Here is an 18,447-nt window from a genome sequence, read left to right as displayed (position 1 = left end):
GCCAGCAAGCCGTCATGGTGAAAGTGACAGCGATGCTAACAAACCGGCCGACTGATTTTTGTGAGTGGTATCATACAATTCGTTATTTGTATTGTTTTTGTATTGTTCTGTCAAGGTGATTTATTAGGTCAAATGGGGCCGAGCCGTTTTGTCTGCTGGGCAACTGGGGTAGAATGGCGCCTCTTCCATTTATCATGGCGCAGAGCCGACGAGGTGGCCTTTCGTGTCGAAAAAACCCATGTATCGCCAGATAGCCGACACCATCCAGCAGTGGATTGCGCAAGGGGAGCTGGCCCCCGGCGATGCCCTGCCCACCGAAGCAGAGCTGCGCGAGCAGTTCGGGGTGAGCCGGGTGACGGTGCGTCAGGCCCTCAAGCAGCTGACCGAACTCAACGTCATCGAGAGCATTCAGGGCAGCGGCAGCTATGTGCGGCAGGAGAAGGTGAACTACGACATCTATCAGCTCACCAGCCTCTATGAGAAGGTGACCGATCCGGCGGCCGAGACCCACAGCGACATTCTCGCCTTCGAGGTGATCAAGGCGAGCAGCGAGCTGGCCGAGCGGCTCAATCTGCTGGAAGGGGCGCTTGTCTACTACGTCAAGCGGGTGCGCTTTATTCGTCAGATCGCGGTAACGCTGGAGGAGACCTGGATGCCGCTCGCCCTCTTCCCCGACCTCAGCTATGCGGTGATGCAGGGCTCCAAGTACCACTATATCGAAGAGGTGAAGCAGCTGGTGATCGACCGCAGCGAGCAGGAGATCATTCCGGTGCTCCCCTCGGCGCAGGTAGTGGAGGCGCTCGGTATCGATCCCGCCAAGCCCATTATCGAGAAGGTTTCCCGCGGCTTCTTGCAAGATGGCACAGTGTTCGAGTTCAGTCGCAATTTCTTCAAGAGCGATGATTACAAGTTCACCCTGGTCGCCCGCCGCGCCAAGGGGTGAGCGGCCGCCAGCACCCGAGATAAAAAAGGCTATGTTCCAATTATGTGTTGCATGGGGTGCCCCAGCGCCTCATGCAAACATGCTTTGATAGTTACGCCCCTCCCGTAATGCTCCAGCATCCTGCGCCAACCCAGATAATTCCTCAGATAATGAGTTGCCACTCCATGAAAGCGCACCATCCATTCTTTCAATCGATAGTGATATCCGTTTACATGTTGGATGTGGAATGCCCCTACCACCCTCTCACCCTGACGATTGCGCACTACTTGATGAGTCACACCCGCACTTTACTGAAACTGGCATACACGCCTGCGCCATCGCTACACAACACCGAATCGGGTGACACCAACGGCTTCAACACCGCGATGACCGTCTCGGCATCAATTTTCTCCAACCTGATGGGTCGCCATCGCGCGCAAGAAGTGGTGACGCCAGAGGAACGCGGTGTTTTTGCTGACCCACAGCGCCGCGCGGCCTGGCGGACGGTCAGTCCTTCGATGGGGGCTTGCGCGTAGTCTTCCCAGCACCGGGCTTTGCGCAACCGCGCCAAAGGCGTCTTGGTCAGCGCGAAACTGGTGCGTAGGAACACTTTGCAACGGTAGCTGCGCAGTCCCCGACTCCACATGCTTGTAACTGAGTATTGAGAGAGGTAATGGTGTGGGGGGCAGCAAGCTCCTGCTGAGCAATACGGCGCTGGCGCAGGGTTAACTGGGGAAATAGTGACAACAGGTTTTGAAAGGCTGGGGTATCCATGATGGTAGACCTCAATGTGATGGCCTACTTCAAGATTAGCCTTTCAACACGTAATTGGGACAGAGCCTTATTTAGGCGACCATGGGCCTTTCAACATATCACCGAGATAGCATTTTTATCTGGGTGCGAGGGGGCGCTCAAGCTCAGTTCTCTGCTATCTACTGTTTTCGCTTTGCCTGTGGCGTGTAGTCACACCACTGTTATACGCCATCTCAGTCGTCTAAATACGGGATATAAAAAAACCGGCACCTGAGTGCCGGTTTTGCATTGCGCACTTGCGCAGGAGTGGGGTTATACCACGCCCTGGGTGCGCAGGTAATCCTCGTAGGTGCCGCCGAAGTCGCGGATACCATCTTCGCTCAGCTCCAGAATGCGGGTCGCCAGAGAGGAGACGAATTCGCGGTCGTGGGAGACGAAGATCAGGGTGCCCTTGTACATCTCGAGTGCCAGGTTCAAGGATTCGATAGATTCCATGTCCAGGTGGTTGGTCGGCTCATCCATGATCAGGATGTTGGGGCGCTGCATCATCAGCTTGCCAAACAGCATGCGGCCCTGTTCACCACCGGAGAGCACCTTGACCGGCTTCTTGATGTCGTCCTGGGAGAAGAGCAGACGACCCAATACGGAGCGCACAGCCTGCTCGTCTTCGTTATCCTGTTTCCACTGGGCCATCCAGTCGAACACGTTGAGGTCGGTGTCGAAATCTTCGGCGTGATCCTGAGCGTAGTAACCGATCTGGGCGTTCTCGGACCACTTGATGGTACCGGTATCCGGTGCCAGATCCCCGACCAGCGTCTTGATCAGAGTCGATTTACCGATACCGTTGGTACCCAGAATGGCGACCTTCTCACCCACTTCCAGCATCATGTTGAGGCCCTTGAACAGGGGCGCCTCGCCATAACCTTTGGACAGGCCTTCGATCTCCAGAATGTTGCGGTAGAGCTTCTTCTCCTGCTCGAAGCGGATGAAGGGGTTCTGACGGCTGGAGACCTTCACTTCCTCAATCTTGATCTTGTCGATCTGCTTGAGGCGGGAGGTCGCCTGGCTGGATTTGGAGGCGTTGGCACTGAAACGGGAGACAAAGGATTGCAGATCGGCGATCTGGGCCTTCTTCTTGGCGTTGTCGGCCAGCAGACGCTCGCGCGCCTGAGTGGCAGCCAGCATGTAGTCATCGTAGTTGCCTGGGTAGACGCGCAGCTCGCCGTAGTCCAGATCCGCCATGTGGGTACAGACGGAGTTCAGGAAGTGACGGTCGTGAGAGATGATGATCATGGTGCTTTCACGTTCGTTTAGCACCTGCTCCAGCCAGCGAATGGTGTTGATATCCAGGTTGTTGGTCGGTTCGTCCAGCAGCAGGATGTCAGGGTTGGAGAACAGCGCCTGTGCCAGCAGCACACGCAGTTTCCAGCCCGGGGCTACTTCGCTCATCGGGCCGTTGTGCTGCTCGATGGGAATACCGGCACCCAGCAGCAGTTCACCTGCGCGGGACTCGGCGGTATAGCCGTCATACTCGGCGACCAGACCTTCCAGCTCGGCGGCCTTCATGTAGTCGTCGTCGGTCGCTTCGAGGTTGGCGTAGATGGCATCGCGCTCGGCGATGGCCGCCCACAGCTCGGTGTGACCCATCATGACCACGTCCAGTACGCGCATATCTTCGTAGGCGAACTGATCCTGACGCAGCTTACCGATGCGCTCGTTGACGTCCAGGCTCACATTACCGCCAGTGGGCTCCAGATCACCGCCGAGGATCTTCATAAAGGTGGACTTGCCACAGCCGTTGGCGCCGATAAGGCCATAGCGGTTGCCGCCGCCAAACTTGACGTTGATGTTCTCAAACAGCGGCTTGGCGCCGAACTGCATGGTGATGTTGTTGCTACTTAACAAGGTATGTGTCCCGATTGGTCTGTCAAATGGCGCGCATTATGGCACAGATCCCCCGAAAGTTTTAGCGAGAAGTGTGATCTTGATCGGGGCAAGCGGGGCGTGCAGCCGATTGATGGGCAATAAAAAAAGCCGGCATGAAGCCGGCTTTTGCGTGATGGCTGCCCGTTAGTGGGAGGTGGCGCCAGAGGCACCCAGCCCGGTTTGTGAGCGAACGAACTGCGGCAGGAACTTGGCATGCTCGTCGGCGGCGTTCTGGGAGCTGTCGGTGATGGAGAAGAACCAGATCCCGACGAAGGCCAACCCCATGGAGAAGAGGGCAGGGTATTCGTAGGGGAAGATGGCCTGGGCATGGCCCAGCACTTTCACCCACACGGTCGGGCCCAGGATCATCAGGGTCACTGCGCTCACCAGCCCCAGCCAGCCACCGTAGACTGCGCCACGGGTGGTCAGGCGTGACCAGAACATGGAGAGGAACAGTACCGGGAAGTTGCAGCTGGCGGCGATGGAGAAGGCCAGACCCACCATGAAGGCGATGTTCTGCTTCTCGAACAGGATCCCCAGACCAATGGCAACCACACCCAGCACCAGAGTCGTCATCTTGGAGACGCGCAGTTCATCGGTCTCGTTGGCCTTGCCCTTCTTCAGCACACTGGCATAGAGGTCATGGGAGACAGCAGAGGCTCCGGCCAGGGTCAATCCGGCAACTACCGCCAGAATGGTGGCAAATGCCACGGCGGAGATGAAGCCGAGGAACAGACTGCCACCGACCGCATTGGCCAGATGGACGGCCGCCATGTTGGTGCCGCCCAGCAGGGCGCCGGTGGCGTCCTTGAAGGCCGGGTTGGTGCTTACCAGCAAGATGGCGCCAAAGCCGATGATGAAGGTGAGGATGTAGAAGTAGCCGATAAAGCCGGTGGCGTAGAACACCGATTTACGCGCCTCTTTGGCATCGCTCACGGTGAAGAAACGCATCAGGATATGGGGCAGACCGGCGGTACCGAACATCAATGCCAGACCGAGCGAGATGGCGGAGATGGGGTCGGAGACCAGCCCGCCCGGGCTCATGATGGCGGAGCCTTTCTCGTGCACTTTGACCGCTTCGCTAAACAGGGCGCCGATGTCGAAGTTGACTGACTTCATCACCATGATGGCCATAAAGCTGGCACCGGAGAGCAGCATCACTGCCTTGATGATCTGCACCCAGGTGGTGGCCAGCATGCCGCCAAACAGCACGTAGAGCACCATCAGGATACCGACCAGTACCACGGCCACATGGTATTGCAGGCCAAACAGCAGCTCGATCAGTTTGCCGGCACCGACCATCTGGGCGATCAGGTAGAGGGCGACCACCACCAGCGAGCCGCAGGCGGAGAGGGTACGAACTTCAGTCTGCTTCAGACGATAGGAGGCGACATCGGCGAAGGTGTATTTGCCGAGATTGCGCAGCCGTTCGGCGATCAGGAACAGAATGATGGGCCAGCCCACCAGAAAGCCGATGGAGTAGATGAGGCCGTCATAGCCGGAGGTGTAGACCAGCGCGGAGATCCCGAGGAAGGAGGCGGCGGACATATAGTCACCGGCGATGGCCAGACCGTTCTGGAAGCCGGTGATACGGCCACCGGCAGCATAGTAGTCGGAAGCCGAGCGGTTGCGCTTGGAGGCCCAGTAGGTGATGAACAGGGTAGCGGCCACAAACACCAGAAACATCACGATGGCGGCGACATTAAGGGGCTGACGCTCCACGGCGCCAGAGATTGCATCGGCCGCCAGCAGGGGAGAGGAGGCCAGTGAGGTCAACAGCAGCAACTTGCCTTTCATGATTGCACCCCTTTGAGGATCTTCTGGTTCAGTTCATCAAACTCGCCGTTGGCGCGAAAGACATAGACGCCGGTCAACACGAAGGAGGAGAGGATCAATCCTACCCCGACAGGAATGCCGCGAGTAATGGTCGACCCTTCGCTCAAGGGGGTGCCGAGCCAACCGGGGGCAAAGGCGATGAGCAGAATAAACGCCAGGTAGAGTCCCAGCATCAGAGCCGAGAGGGCCCAGGCAAAACGCTGGCGCTTGGCGACCAGCTCCTGGAAGTTGGGATCTTGCTGGATCCTCAGATAGCTTTGCTGTTCCATTGCAGTTCTCCATGACATGAGTGTCAGCGGTGGATGGGGTAACCCCGACGAGCAGGCAATCTGCTCATGTAAGCAAAATGTGAATTAAATGTTATTTCTCGACAATTAGACTTTGGGATAAGTGAGCGGCGAGCCGCAGGTCAGGCGCAGGTAGATAAGCGCGGCCGTGGTGGCATCGGCAAGGGCATCGTGGGCGGGCAGGGGGGGCAGCGCCAAGTGACGGCAGATGGCACTTAAGTGGAGGTCAATCGCAGCATCGGGGTATCGGCGATAGAGGTGGTCGTGATAGAGCTGGCTCACCTCGATCCCTCGCTGGGGCAGGGTCAATCCCCACAATTTCTGGCAGGCGAGATTGAGAATACGCAGATCGTAGGCGATGTGATAGCCCACCAGTTCACGGGGGCCGATAAAATGAAGCAGCAGGCGCAGCGCGGCTTCCAGCTCCATCCCCTGTTGCAGATCCTGATGGCGCAGACCGTGGATCACCACCGATTGGCCGGTCAGGCTGGCCGGTGGTTGCACCTTGATGGCGAGGGCCTCGCCGGTCAGCAGCCGGTTACCCTGAATGCGCACCGCCCCGATGGAGACGATCTCGGCCAGCTCGGGATCGAGACTAGTGGTCTCGAAATCGAGGGCGATCCGTTCATCTTCGGGTGGGGTGGCAAAGAGTGGCGCGAACTCGCCCGTTCGGAACGCACGGCCATACCAGTAGCGTCGAACGCGGCTCAACATGGCTATTGTCTCAGACGAAAGTGCAAGGTGAGCCACTGCTGGAACTTCTTCACCTGATGTAGCGCCTGGCGCAGCAGATCCCGCTCGCTGTGGCTCAGCTCGCTTGTCTGCACCCGACTATTGCCCCCCTTGAGTTGGCTGCGCAGCCTCAGCCGGATAAAGAGCCGAAACGCCTCTGCCAGATTGCTGCCATAGTCGGCACTGAGCCGATCGGCGGCCACCAGTGCATCGATACGCCCCAGGGTTGAAGTCTCCAGAATCCCTGCCTCAAGGGCCAACATGCGGATACCGTGCACCAGCGGGAACAGGCCGCCCCGCTTCAGATCCAGCCCTTCCGGTGGCTGTTCCAGCCGACCAAACAGGGTGAGGGGGGCATGGAAGGCCACCGCCGGTCGCACCATCTCCGCCAGCAGATCCCGCCTGTCCGCCAACTGCTCGCGCAGCGCTCTGGCAACCGGCAGATGGAGCTGTCGATCCCCCGCGATGGGGTGAGCATCGGCCAGGGTGGCGAGCCAGAGCAGCTCATCCTCTTTTGCCGTGGTGCAGGCGCTGGCAATGGCGCTTTGCCACTCGCTGCCCGTTTTCACCCAGGCCGGATTGCTCACCATCACCTGCCCGGGGCACAGCGGGTAGCCGAGTCGCTCCAGCAGGGCGCTGAATTCGGCCAGATCGGCTGCCTGGGTGGGCCATGCCACCCCCTCTGGCAGGATCAGGGCGTTGTCCTGATCGGTTTTGAGGATCTGCTCGCCGCGCCCCTCCGAGCCCAGCATCAGCAGGCAGACCTTATCCTGCACCTCGGGGGGGATCACCAGCGCAAAGGCTTTGGCGATCAGCTGTTCGTTGATGGTGGCGATGAGCTTCATCAAAAAGGCGGTGTGGATCCCCTGGGCAAACAGCGAGCGGGTCAATTGCTGCTGCTCGCGGGCGACCGCCTCCAGCGCCGGCAGGCTGTCGGCGCGGGCGATACGCAACGTCAGCACGTGGGAGTGGGTAGAGAAGAGCCCCAGCACCTGAGTCAGTTGCAGGATCCCCGCCACCTCATTGCCGCGCCACACCACCAGTCGCTTGATGCGATGGCGGGTCATCAGCAGCAGGGCATCAAACAGATAGCTCTCCAGCGATAGACCAATCAGCGGGGTAGGGGTCAGCACCGAGAGGGGGGCCGTCAGCGGCAATCCCTTGAGGGTCAGGGCATGGAGCAAGGTCTTGCGGGTTGCCAGCGTGAGGGAGCCATCATGAGCTGGGTAGAGCAGGCAATCGGTCCCCTTGCTCACCATGGCTTCGGTGGCTGCCAGCAGTGACAGCTTGCTGTCGACGATAAGCGGTGCTTGCAGATGGCCGGGTTCGATGCGGGTCAGGATAAATTCCGCCAGATTCTTCTGACCCAGTTGTTCGCGTTGCTCCTGCTGGCGCTGGCGCTCGGCCAGATTGGCGGTGAAGTAGCTGGCAAACTGCGGATCCTGCTCACAGAGCACCAGAAAAGTGTGGCGAGGAATGAGCTGACAGAGGCTATCTTCCAGCGCGGTGAAGCGGTGGCGGCAGCGGCCGTCAAACTGGGCGCGCACATCGAACAGATCATCGACCCCGTAATCACCAAACTGGTGGTGAGGGGCAGACTCTTCCACCGCCCCCTTGATGATGAGATAGAGGCCGGGAGGCTCGTCCCCCTCCTTGAGCAGAATATCGCCAGCGCGAAAATAGCAGAGCGAGAGGTGACGGGATAGCCGCTCGCGCGCCTCCTCATCCAGTCGGTCGAACGGTGGTCTGGCAAAATTGAACAGGGTTGACATTACAGCGTCCTCTGCTGGCTTGCGGCACTCATGCAGCTCCCAGTGTGACAAAGGGAGGGGGAGGCGACCAGCCGACTTTAGTCTCAGCTGTACCGCCTGTTCACACTCTGATAACGTAGTGGTATGACCAGTGAGTCAGTTTCAGGGATCAAGGAGAGGACAAGGGAGATGGAAAAACCAAGGATCAAGTGCGAGATCCACGACGGGATTGCCGAAGTGATGCTGACGCGGGGGGATAAACTCAATGCGCTGGACCGCGCCATGTTCAGTGCCATCGATGAGACGCTGACGCAACTCGCCCGGCACAAGGGGCTGCGGGCGGTGATCCTGCACGGCGAGGGGCGGGCCTTCTGCGCTGGGCTGGATGTGAAATCCATGCTGAGACAGCCGGTGGCGGCGCTCGATATTCTCAAGCGTGAAGCGGACGAGGCGACCAATCTGGCCCAGCGGGTTGCCTATGGTTGGCACCAGCTGCCGGTGCCGGTGATTGCAGTCACCCAGGGGGTCTGTTTTGGCGGTGGTCTGCAGATTGCGCTCGGCGCCGATTTTCGCTTCAGCACCCCCGATTGCCGCTTCTCGGTGATGGAGATCAAGTGGGGGATCATCCCCGACATGAGTGGCAGCGTCACCATGCGCAACCTGATGGGGGTGGATACCGCCATGGAGCTGGTCATGAGTGGGCGTGAGCTGGATGCCGTCGAGGCGAAGTCCCTCGGGCTGGTAAGCCGTGTCTGCGCCGACCCGCTGGTGGAGGCGCGGGAGTTTGCCCGCACCCTGATCACCAAGTCGCCCGATGCCCTGGCGGGGATCAAGCAGCTCTACAGCCAGGCCTGGGCCCGCAGCGATGAGGCGATGCTGAAGGAAGAGACTCGGTTGCAAAAGCAGATCCTGGGACGACCCAATCAGTGGCGAGCCACACTTAACAGCCTGTTTCGCTGGCGACTGCCCTTCGGGCCGCGCCGCAATCCGCTCTGAGATAAGGTGACAGGAAAAAAAATGGCAGCCGAGGCTGCCATCTTTTATTAACGTCTTATGTCGTGTCGGTTCAGGAGGTCTTGCGATCCGGGTCCGGTTCGAATGAGTGGCCGGTTTGTTCGCGCATCAGGTTGACCTCTGCGCGGTTGTCAATCCAGTAGTCTGCGTTCTTGATCCCCAGTTTTTCCGGATGGAACACGGGGTCAACCCCTTGTGCCAGCTGTGCTTCGTAATCCTTCAGGCAGGTAAACGCGGTCTTTTGTAGCAGCAAGATGGCGACGATGTTGAGCCAGGCCATCAGGCCGACCCCGATATCCCCCATGCCCCATGCCAGGTCCGCCGTCTTGACGGTGCCGTAGACAGTGGCAGCCATCAGCGCAATCTTCAGCAAGAAGGTGAGCCAGGGGCGATTTATCTTGCGGTTGATGTAGGCAATGTTGGTTTCGGCTATGTAGTAGTAAGCAACGATTGTGGTGAATGCGAAGAAGAACAGGGCGATGGCAACGAAGTAGTTGCCAAAACCGGGCATCATGCTCTCCATGGCAGTCTGCACGTAGCCCGGACCCGCTGCGATACCGGCAATACCGGTATAGATGGCGGCACCGTCTGGCCCTTGTACGTTATAGAGGCCGGTGATGAGCAGCATAAAACCGGTGGCAGAGCAGACGAACAGGGTGTCGATATAGACGGAGAACGCCTGTACCAGACCCTGCTTGGCCGGGTGACTCACTGCCGCAGCAGAGGAGGCGTGCGGCCCGGTACCCTGAGCCGCTTCGTTGGAGTAGACTCCGCGCTTGACCCCCCACATGATGGCCAGACCCAGAATGGCACCGAAACCGGCTTCCAGACCGAAGGCGCTCTTCCAGATCAGCAGGATCACGCTCGGCAGCTGGCCGATATTGAGGGCGATAATGACACAAGCAACGATGATGTAACCCAGCGCCATAAAAGGCACCACGGTACTGGCGAAGCTGGCGATACGCTTGACGCCACCGAAGATGATAAAGCCGAGCAGCAGTGCCAGACCGGCGGCGGTGACGTTCGGATCGATATCAAAGGCGGTTTTCAGGCTGGAGCCGATGGAGTTGGCTTGCACACCCGGCAGCAGCACGCCGCAGGCGAAGATGGTTGCAATGGCGAAGATCCATGCAAACCAGCGGATACCCAACCCTTTATCGATATAAAACGCCGGGCCGCCGCGGTATTCACCGTTGATCTTCTCCTTGTAAACCTGACCCAGGGTGGACTCCACGAAGGCGGAGCTGGCGCCGAGGAAGGCGACCATCCACATCCAGAACAGGGCGCCCGGACCACCGAAGGTGATGGCGGTGGCCACACCTGCGATGTTACCGGTACCCACCCGACCAGCCAGGGTCATGGAGAGTGCCTGAAAGGACGATACTCCTGCTTCATTGGCTTTGCCTTTGAACATCAGGTTGATCATTCCCTTCAAGTGACGCAGTTGCAAAAAACGGGTACGCAGGGAGAAGTAAAGACCGACCCCCAGACACAGGTAGATGAGCGCAGGGCTCCAGATTACACCATTGATGGCATTGACGATTTCATTCATGTACAACAACTCCTTTGTTGTGTTTGTGGCGCTGTCTTGGCGAGATCTTGGCCTCGCTCTCTGTCACTGTTTTCGGCCCTATTTGTTAACAATCCAGTTAACAAATGAGCGCGAGGTTGAGGGGTTAAGCAGAGCGCAAACACGCGCCATGCATGGCTTGTAACATATCGAGTTGTATCGGTGCTTCCCAGCGAAAAATGTTGCCTTGTTGCAAATTTGTGAATTGACAAGGGTGGGGTGATAATGGCAGGCAGCGTTTTCTATGAGTAAAGATGAGATCCTCCTTGTTGATCTGCGCCAGACAATGTGACGGGCGTAACACAATGGAAAGCAAACATGAGGCCAACAATGAAAAATGATCCTGAGACGTTGACGATCCGTCCCCCTGAGGCCGACGACGGGAGCGCCATCGCCCACCTGTTCAGCCAATTGGGGTATCCTGCCAAAGGCGCTGACGTGACGGCGCGCCTGTTGACGCCGGATCCCGCGAGCGTTGTGATGCTCGCCTCCCAGGGCGACAAGGTGGTCGGTGTGCTGGTGTGGCACAAGCTGGCACCGCTGCATGTTGCACCAGCTTGGGGCCTGATCTCGGCGCTGGTTGTCGATGAAGGGGCAAGAGGGGCGGGAGTGGGCGCAGCCCTGCTCAAGGGAGCCGAAGAGATGGCGCGCGCCGCAGGTTGCGCCCAGCTGGAGCTATCCAGCAGTCTCAAGCGCGAGGCGGCCCACCGTTTCTATCTGGCGCAGGATTATCAGGAGCGGCCGAAACGGTTCGTCAAACTGTTATGACCTGTTGTTTGCATCAAAAGAAGGAGTAGGCGTGCTGGGATGGTTCAAATGGCTGGCTGGTCGCCCGCAAACGTCCATGAGTGAGGATGAGTTGGCGCTGTGGCGTCAGGCGCTGGCGGCTGTGCCCATCTTGCAAGGGCTCAGCGACACCGAGCAGACGACGCTTATCGGGTTGGGGCAACAGCTGCTCAAGCGCAAGACCCTGACCCTGATCGGGGTAGATCTCAGCCCACGCCAACAGGCGGTGCTGGCGCTGCAGGCTGCGTTGCCCATTCTTCATCTCGGTATCGACTGGTATCGCGGCTTTCACGAAGTCATCATCATTCCCGAACCCGTCACCCGGCGTCAGGAGGTGCAGGATGAGTTCGGACTGGTGAGCGAGTTTGAAGAGGAAAACGCTGGTGAATCCTGGCCGCAAGGGCCGCTGGTGCTGGCCTGGAGCGAACTGCAGCAAGATGGCGACTGGGACGGCTTTAATCTGGTGATCCACGAGCTGGCCCACAAACTCGATATGCTGGGCGGTGAGGCGGACGGTGCGCCGCCGTTGCCGGGGCAGATGAGCAGCCAGCTGTGGCAACAGGCCTTTCAGGCCGCCTTCGATGAGCTGTGCCAGCAGCTTGATCGGGATGAGGTAACCGCCATCGATCCCTATGCTGCTGAACATCCCGCCGAGTTTTTTGCCGTCAGCTGCGAATGTTTCTTTACCGATCCGCTGCGGCTGCAGCAGGTTTATCCGGCGGTATACCGGCAACTGAGCCAGTTCTTTAGCCAGGATCCCGCGCAGCGTTTTCCCGCGACTCGCTTGCTGGCGGGGGATGGGGTTGCAGGATCCCGTGCCATAAATACAAATCACCAATTGTAAAACAGTGAAAAAGCACCATTAATATCGATTTGCTTTTTCGCTATATGCCCAGAGCTAGCGTGCTCTGGGCATATAATTTTGCTGCGCTCGATTTTTGCAATAGCCTTCTAAACGAAAGCGGCAGGCAGTAGTTGATTTCGTGGCAAACCTCTTTCTATTACATCACAACAACCAGTATTTTTTTCGTTTTTTGTCCTAATGATTGAGATAGATATCTTGCTCTGCATAGGCCAGCAGAGGTGTGCCGAGGTTAGTCCGTTTCGCGCCAAAGAAGCGGGTGAGTACGCCAGATTGCTGTCCCAGTCGCTGCAGCTTGACGTGATCCAGCTCGATCTGCTCGGGTAGCCAGGTAAATACGGCGGCGCAGTGACCATTGCCCAGACTGCGCTCCAGGGTTTGCTGCCAGTTCTTGATTTTGGGGCTATGTACCACCAGCACTCTTTTGGGATCGATACCTCGCTCTTCCAGACGGCTGACTGTGGGGCGTCCCGGCGGGGCGATCAACAAGATCCAGCCGGTATGAGCCTCCCCAAGCTTTGTCAGCTCGCTCAGAAACTGATCATCAGACTGGATAGTCACACCATAATGAGCCAACTCCGCTTTGCAGGCGGTTCTGGTTGGCCAGGGCTTGCTCATGACACGATTCATCGCAAAGGGCAGTGAGTGCAGGGGCTGGTTCATATATGGGGTTCCTGTATGAATATCCAAGCTGTATGTGCATACAGTAGTTCTATCCTGTGGCAGTGACAAGGTGTTTTTGCTGAAAAATGTGATGGTGTTGGTATGTGTCGTTAGTAAGGTTATGTTTTTAAACACTATTTAATATAAAGCTAGTTGGGTGTTTTTCGTACTATGGACAAACCTTGCGTAACCGCCCATGGTTATACAGGTCATTTACAGGAGGTGCCGCCATGGACATCAGTACCTTGCAACGTCTTGATGCCAACATCTTGCTGGGCATCATCAATGAGAAGCTAAGGCTTGAGTGTGACGGGTTGGAGGAGTTGCTGGCCTATTACGATATGAGTGAAGAGCAGTTGGCAGGGCGTCTGGATCAGATTGGGTACCATTACGATCCATTGAGCAATCAGTTCAAAGCACATCTTTAAGGGTGCAATGATTGCTTCATATTTATACGGTAATTTTTCAGGCACATTGAAATCGGTTTCAATGTGCCGTCTTGCTGCCTATTTTCAGGGATTTTCAAGGCTTGGCAATCTCTGAAAACCTATTCATGCCAGAATATTTTTATTGTTTCATTAAGTTTATGATAATAAAGGGAATGTTTGTTTTTGTGCGATCAATTAAAGGAAAGGGTTTTCAAGCTTTTCAGGCTGTTTTTATCGGTTAAAGTGTGACTTGCGTTAACTTTTAATTCTGCCGCTTTAGTTAGTATTCTCACGCCGGTACATATTTTGAGATAACAACAGCGCCGGTCCCGCAAGCGGGATAACAATTTTATTTGTAACGAAGGAATATGGTTTATGGCTACCAAGAAGAAGACAGACCAAGATCTCCAACTGGATAAAGATCAGCTCAAGGCGAGTATCGTGCGTCACCTGCGTTCTACCTTGGGAACAAGCGAACAGAAAGCCTCTCCCGAAGCGTGGTGGAAAGCCACTGCTGCGGCTGTCAATGAACAGGTGTACGAGCGCCTGACCCGCACTCAGCAGACTCATTTCAAGAAAGATACTCGTGCGATTCACTATCTCTCTGCTGAATTCCTGATGGGACGATTGACTTCCAACAACCTGCATAACCTCTCCCTCTACAAGACTTGCGAAGAGGCGCTGGGCGAACTCGGTCTGGAACTGACCGACCTGTGCGAACAAGAGCCTGACATGGCACTTGGCAACGGCGGCCTGGGTCGTCTGGCTGCCTGCTTTATCGACTCGCTGGCCACTCTGAACTATCCGGCGGTTGGTTACGGTATCCACTACGAACACGGTCTGTTCCGTCAGGAAATCCAGGATGGCCGCCAGATTGAGCGCCCAGACTCTTGGCGTGAATATGGCAACCCCTGGGAGATCTGTCGCCCCGAGTCGGTGCAAGAAGTGCCGCTCTATGGCTACGTCGAGACCGTGTTTGGTGACAATGGCGGCCTGAAGAAGGTATGGCACGCCGGTCGCAAGATTAAAGGGGTGCCTTGGGATATTCCGGTGGTCGGTTTTGGCGGTCACACCGTCAACATCCTGCGTCTGTGGGAATCCCGCGCCTCCGAGTTTTTCGACTGGGACGTGTTCAACGCCGGTGGTTACATCGACTCCCAGGCTGAGAAAGCCCAGGCCGAGACCATCTCCAAGGTGCTGTATCCGAACGATGAGACCGATGCAGGTAAAGAGCTGCGTCTGATCCAGCAGTACTTCTTCTGTGCTTGCTCCATCAAGGACATCATGCGCCGCTACAAGCGGGTCCATGGCCGTGACTTCAGCAACTTTGCCGCGCAAATTGCCATTCAGCTCAACGATACTCACCCGACTGTCGCCATCCCGGAACTGATGCGGGTGCTGGTTGACGAGGAAGATCTGAACTGGGATGCCGCTTGGGCTATCTGCTATCAGGTCTTCTCTTATACCAACCACACTCTGCTGCCGGAAGCGCTGGAGAAGTGGTCGGTCAGCCTGTTCGAGAAAGTACTGCCTCGCCATCTGGAGGTGATTTACGAGATCAACGCCCGCTTCCTGAACGAGTTGGTGGAGCCCAAGTGGCCGGGCAACGATGCTATCAAAGCCAAGCTCTCCATCATCGAAGAGGGAGATGTGCGCAAGGTTCGCATGGGCAACCTGTGCGTGATCGGTTCGTCCAAAGTGAACGGTGTGGCCGAGATCCACTCCAAGCTGGTGAAGGAAGATCTCTTCCCCGAGTATGCCGAGCTGTGGCCGGAAAAAATGTGCAACGTGACCAACGGGGTGACCCCGCGTCGCTGGCTGCTGGCGTGCAACCCGGAACTGGCTGGCCTCTACAACGAAGTAGTGGGCAAGGAGTGGCCGCTGCAACTGGACAAACTGCGTGGCGTGGTGAAGTTTGCCGACGACAAGGCGTTCCAGCAGCAGTTCATGACCATCAAGCGTCACAACAAAGAGAAGCTGGTCAAGGTCATCAAAGACGAAACAGGTATCGATGTCAGTGCCGAGGCGATCTTTGACGTTCAGATCAAGCGTCTGCACGAGTACAAGCGCCAGCAGCTGAACCTTATTCACATCATGGCGCTCTATCGTCGCCTGCTGGCCAACCCGGACTATGACATGCATCCGCGCGTGTTTATCTTCGGCTCCAAAGCGGCGCCCGGTTACAAGCTGGCCAAAGACATCATCTATGCCATCAACAAGCTGGCGGATCGGGTCAATAACGATGCTCGTATTCAGGGCAAGCTGAAAGTGGTGTTCATGCCGAACTATCGCGTGAGTCTGGCCGAGAAGCTGATCCCGGCAGCAGATGTCTCCGAGCAGATCTCCACTGCAGGTTATGAAGCATCCGGTACCGGCAACATGAAGATGGCACTCAACGGTGCAATCACCATCGGGACGCTGGATGGAGCCAACATCGAGATCGCTGAAGAGGCGGGTGCCGAAAACTGTGCCATCTTCGGTCTGAACGTGGACGAAGTGAAGTCGCTGAAGGCGCGCGGTTACAACCCGTACGACTTCTACTATGCCAACTCCGAGCTCAAAGCCGTGCTGGACTGGTTTGATACCGACTACTTCACGCCTGGTCGTCCGGGTGAGCTGGCTTCCATCAAGCGCTCCTTGCTGGAAGGGGGAGACCCTTACCTGACCCTGGCGGACTTCCAGTCCTACTCGGATGCACACAAGCTGATCGATACCTGGTATCGGGATCCGGCTCTGTGGGCGAAGAAGGCCATCATCAACTCGGCCACCATGGGCAAGTTCAACTCCGACCGCTCTATTCAGGACTATGTGGATCGGATCTGGGATCTGAAGGCCTGCAACATCGGCTAATCAGATTCATAAATGAGAAAACCCCCGCAATGCGGGGGTTTTTGTTTACTGGGGGTAGGTGGATCAGAGGATATCGCCAACGAAGTAGGCCAGCAGGGCGAGCAACACGGTAAAGACCACGTTCAGAGCCATACCGGCTTTCATCATCTCCCTCTGGCGAATGTGGCCACTGGCAAAGACGATGGCATTGGGCGGCGTGGCGACCGGCAGCATAAAGGCACAGGAGGCACCGATAGCGATCAACACCGACATCACCACAGGTGATACACCCAGCGCCTCGGCGACACCGGCAAACAGGGGAACCAACAGCGCGGCGGTGGCGGTGTTGGAGACCAGTTCGGTCAGGAACACCACGAAGGCGGCCAGCATAAGCAACACGACAAAAATGTTGGCGTTGGAGAGTACGGCCGACAGATGGCTGGCCAGGAATGCGCTGGTACCAGTGGCTTTGAGAATGGCGCTCAGGGTCAGACCGCCGCCAAACAGCATCAGCACGCCCCAGTCGGTGTTCTGGTTGACGTCATCCCAGCTGGCGACACGGCTGACCACGATGGCCACGATGGCGCCCATGGCAATCAGGGTGTCGAGTTGTGGAATACCGCCAAAGGCGTTGGAGATGGGTTGTGAGCCGATCCAGAGCACAACGGTGGTCAGGAAGATTGCCAGCGTCACTTTCCGCTCGCGGGTCCAGTTGATGGTGACATCCTGGATCTCGACGCGGTGGCTGAGACGCGGGCGGGTTACCAGATAGAGCAGGGCAATGCCGCAGGGCATCAGGATCAGCACTACTGGAACACCGAATTTCATCCAGTCAGTGAAGCCAATCCCCATCTGGGCGGCTGCGATGGCGTTGGGTGGGCTACCCACCAGGGTACCGATGCCGCCGATACTGGCGCTGTAGGCGATCCCCAGCAATACGAAGACGAAGGTGGCGCGCTCTTTTTTGCTATCGAGGCGTGCCAGCATACCGATCGCCAGTGGCAGCATCATGGCGGTGGTAGCGGTGTTGCTGATCCACATCGACATGGCGGCTGTGATGGTAAAGAGCAGGATGACGCCCCAACCCAGATGACCATTGGCCAGGTGCATCACCTTGCCTGCCATCAGGGTATCCAGTCCCTGTTTTGAGAGGGCTGCCGCGAGGGCGAAACCGCCAAAAAAGAGGAACAGGATCGGGTTGGCAAAATCGGTGAGGGATTTGCTCATGTCAAACACCCCGAGCACGGTAGCCAGCAGGGGTACCAGCAGCGCGGTGATGGTGACGTGCAGTGCTTCGGTCAGCCAGAGGATGGCGATAAAGACCAGAATGCCCAGCCCCTTGTTGACCATGGGGTCAAACGGGAGCCAGGCGAGCATGGCACAAAGTAGCAAGACATCCAGGATGACGATCCCTGATTTGATGTCCAGCCAGCGAGATGGAGCAGAGGGTACAGCTGATGTGTGCATAATGTTCTCTCGGTTAATTTATGGTTGTTTTTGTGTTGCCGAGATTACATCCATTCACTTGTTTGAAACAGACTCACATGTTGAAAATCAGCCTCTACTCACATACTCATTGATAAAAATGAGGAAATGAACACATAAATAAAACATGTGCGAAATATAAATCAAACATCCATGAACTGTTCCAGCCATTGCTTGAACATGCTCTTGGGCAAGGAGCCATTTATCTGGTTCACCAGTTTGCCCTGTTGGAAGACCATCAGGGTGGGGATGCTGCGAATGGCGTAACGGGCGGCAATGGTGCTCTGTTGCTCGGTATCGACTTTGGCAAAGCGCATCCGTGGTTCGAGTTCATGGGCAACCTCATGAAATACCGGAGCAAACTGCTGGCAGGGGCCGCACCAGCTGGCCCAGAAATCGACCACGACCGGGATGTCTGAGTTGATCAGGGTATCGAAGTTATCCGCATTCCCGAGGCAAGGGGTCTGGCTGAACAGGAGGGCTTTGCAGCGCCCGCATTTGGCAGATGTATCGATATGGGTAACGGGCAGGCGGTTCCTGGTAAAGCAGTGGCTACAATAAGTAGTGATAAATGACATAATTGGTTCCTTCTAAATCAGCTCT

15 protein-coding genes and 1 pseudogene are annotated in these 18,447 nt (G+C 57.0%); 6 read left to right on the top strand and 10 right to left on the bottom strand.

All coding sequences use genetic code 11. The annotated features are described in order from the left end of the window. Nucleotides 1-223: 223 nt before the first annotated feature. Nucleotides 224-943: a GntR family transcriptional regulator gene (locus AB5Y86_RS01170; protein ID WP_005337027.1), complete on the top strand. Its 720-nt coding sequence runs from the start codon at nucleotides 224-226 to the stop codon at nucleotides 941-943. A gap of 29 nt (nucleotides 944-972) precedes the next feature. Here the strand turns inward: AB5Y86_RS01170 and AB5Y86_RS01165 are convergent. The 6 genes and pseudogenes from AB5Y86_RS01165 to AB5Y86_RS01140 all read right to left on the bottom strand — a co-directional run bounded on the left by AB5Y86_RS01165 (nucleotide 973) and on the right by AB5Y86_RS01140 (nucleotide 8,228). After that, a pseudogene (locus tag AB5Y86_RS01165) lies at nucleotides 973-1,696 on the bottom strand (IS1595 family transposase). 291 nt (nucleotides 1,697-1,987) lie between these two features. Beyond that, nucleotides 1,988-3,580: an ABC-F family ATPase gene (locus tag AB5Y86_RS01160; RefSeq protein ID WP_005336974.1), complete on the bottom strand. Its 1,593-nt coding sequence runs from the start codon at nucleotides 3,578-3,580 to the stop codon at nucleotides 1,988-1,990. 165 nt (nucleotides 3,581-3,745) lie between these two features. Beyond that, a complete protein-coding gene (locus AB5Y86_RS01155) occupies nucleotides 3,746-5,398 on the bottom strand; it encodes a cation acetate symporter (RefSeq protein WP_139459320.1) in 1,653 nt (550 codons plus the stop codon). Further along, nucleotides 5,395-5,706, bottom strand: a complete 312-nt coding sequence (locus AB5Y86_RS01150) for a DUF485 domain-containing protein (RefSeq protein ID WP_040068110.1) — start codon at nucleotides 5,704-5,706, stop codon at nucleotides 5,395-5,397. The genes AB5Y86_RS01155 and AB5Y86_RS01150 overlap by 4 nt, the downstream gene beginning before the upstream one ends. Before the next feature lie 105 nt (nucleotides 5,707-5,811). Then, nucleotides 5,812-6,438 (bottom strand): 3'-5' exonuclease, encoded by a 627-nt coding sequence (locus AB5Y86_RS01145; RefSeq protein WP_368191828.1) that lies wholly within the window; start codon nucleotides 6,436-6,438, stop codon nucleotides 5,812-5,814. Between the two features lie 2 nt (nucleotides 6,439-6,440). Further along, nucleotides 6,441-8,228 (bottom strand): putative nucleotidyltransferase substrate binding domain-containing protein, encoded by a 1,788-nt coding sequence (locus AB5Y86_RS01140; protein ID WP_368191826.1) that lies wholly within the window; start codon nucleotides 8,226-8,228, stop codon nucleotides 6,441-6,443. Between the two features lie 168 nt (nucleotides 8,229-8,396). Between AB5Y86_RS01140 and AB5Y86_RS01135 the strand changes: the two genes are divergently transcribed. Then, entirely contained in the window at nucleotides 8,397-9,203 is an 807-nt protein-coding gene (locus AB5Y86_RS01135) for a crotonase/enoyl-CoA hydratase family protein (protein ID WP_368191824.1), read from the top strand. A 70-nt stretch (nucleotides 9,204-9,273) separates the two neighbouring features. On the opposite strand, the gene AB5Y86_RS01130 is transcribed toward AB5Y86_RS01135, so the two are convergent. Continuing rightward, nucleotides 9,274-10,773 carry an alanine/glycine:cation symporter family protein gene (locus tag AB5Y86_RS01130; protein ID WP_368191822.1) on the bottom strand — a complete coding sequence of 500 codons (1,500 nt, stop codon included), beginning with the start codon at nucleotides 10,771-10,773 and terminating at the stop codon, nucleotides 9,274-9,276. A 348-nt stretch (nucleotides 10,774-11,121) separates the two neighbouring features. Between AB5Y86_RS01130 and AB5Y86_RS01125 the strand changes: the two genes are divergently transcribed. Both AB5Y86_RS01125 and AB5Y86_RS01120 read left to right on the top strand, forming a co-directional pair. Continuing rightward, nucleotides 11,122-11,559, top strand: a complete 438-nt coding sequence (locus tag AB5Y86_RS01125) for a GNAT family N-acetyltransferase (RefSeq protein WP_368191820.1) — start codon at nucleotides 11,122-11,124, stop codon at nucleotides 11,557-11,559. 76 nt (nucleotides 11,560-11,635) lie between these two features. After that, nucleotides 11,636-12,421, top strand: a complete 786-nt coding sequence (locus AB5Y86_RS01120; protein ID WP_368191868.1) for a zinc-dependent peptidase — start codon at nucleotides 11,636-11,638, stop codon at nucleotides 12,419-12,421. 195 nt (nucleotides 12,422-12,616) lie between these two features. Here the strand turns inward: AB5Y86_RS01120 and AB5Y86_RS01115 are convergent, their stop codons facing one another. Then, the gene (locus AB5Y86_RS01115) at nucleotides 12,617-13,102 is read right to left on the bottom strand and encodes a cell division inhibitor (RefSeq protein WP_005333614.1); all 486 of its coding nucleotides are present in this window, start codon (nucleotides 13,100-13,102) and stop codon (nucleotides 12,617-12,619) included. 230 nt (nucleotides 13,103-13,332) lie between these two features. Between AB5Y86_RS01115 and AB5Y86_RS01110 the strand changes: the two genes are divergently transcribed. After that, entirely contained in the window at nucleotides 13,333-13,530 is a 198-nt protein-coding gene (locus tag AB5Y86_RS01110; protein ID WP_005333612.1) for a DUF4250 domain-containing protein, read from the top strand. A 375-nt stretch (nucleotides 13,531-13,905) separates the two neighbouring features. Beyond that, entirely contained in the window at nucleotides 13,906-16,380 is a 2,475-nt protein-coding gene (locus AB5Y86_RS01105) for a glycogen/starch/alpha-glucan phosphorylase (RefSeq protein ID WP_021231361.1), read from the top strand. A 63-nt stretch (nucleotides 16,381-16,443) separates the two neighbouring features. Here AB5Y86_RS01105 and AB5Y86_RS01100 read toward each other — a convergent pair whose 3' ends face one another. Then, nucleotides 16,444-17,826, bottom strand: a complete 1,383-nt coding sequence (locus AB5Y86_RS01100) for a DASS family sodium-coupled anion symporter (protein ID WP_005333606.1) — start codon at nucleotides 17,824-17,826, stop codon at nucleotides 16,444-16,446. 161 nt (nucleotides 17,827-17,987) lie between these two features. Next, nucleotides 17,988-18,422, bottom strand: coding sequence for a thioredoxin TrxC (gene trxC, locus AB5Y86_RS01095; RefSeq protein ID WP_005352560.1), 435 nt, complete (start codon nucleotides 18,420-18,422; stop codon nucleotides 17,988-17,990). Nucleotides 18,423-18,447 lie beyond the last annotated feature (25 nt).

The organism is Aeromonas sp. s8, assembly GCF_040907785.1.
In the GTDB taxonomy this organism is placed as follows: domain Bacteria; phylum Pseudomonadota; class Gammaproteobacteria; order Enterobacterales; family Aeromonadaceae; genus Aeromonas; species Aeromonas veronii.
This window is presented reverse-complemented; position numbering and strand designations above follow the sequence as displayed.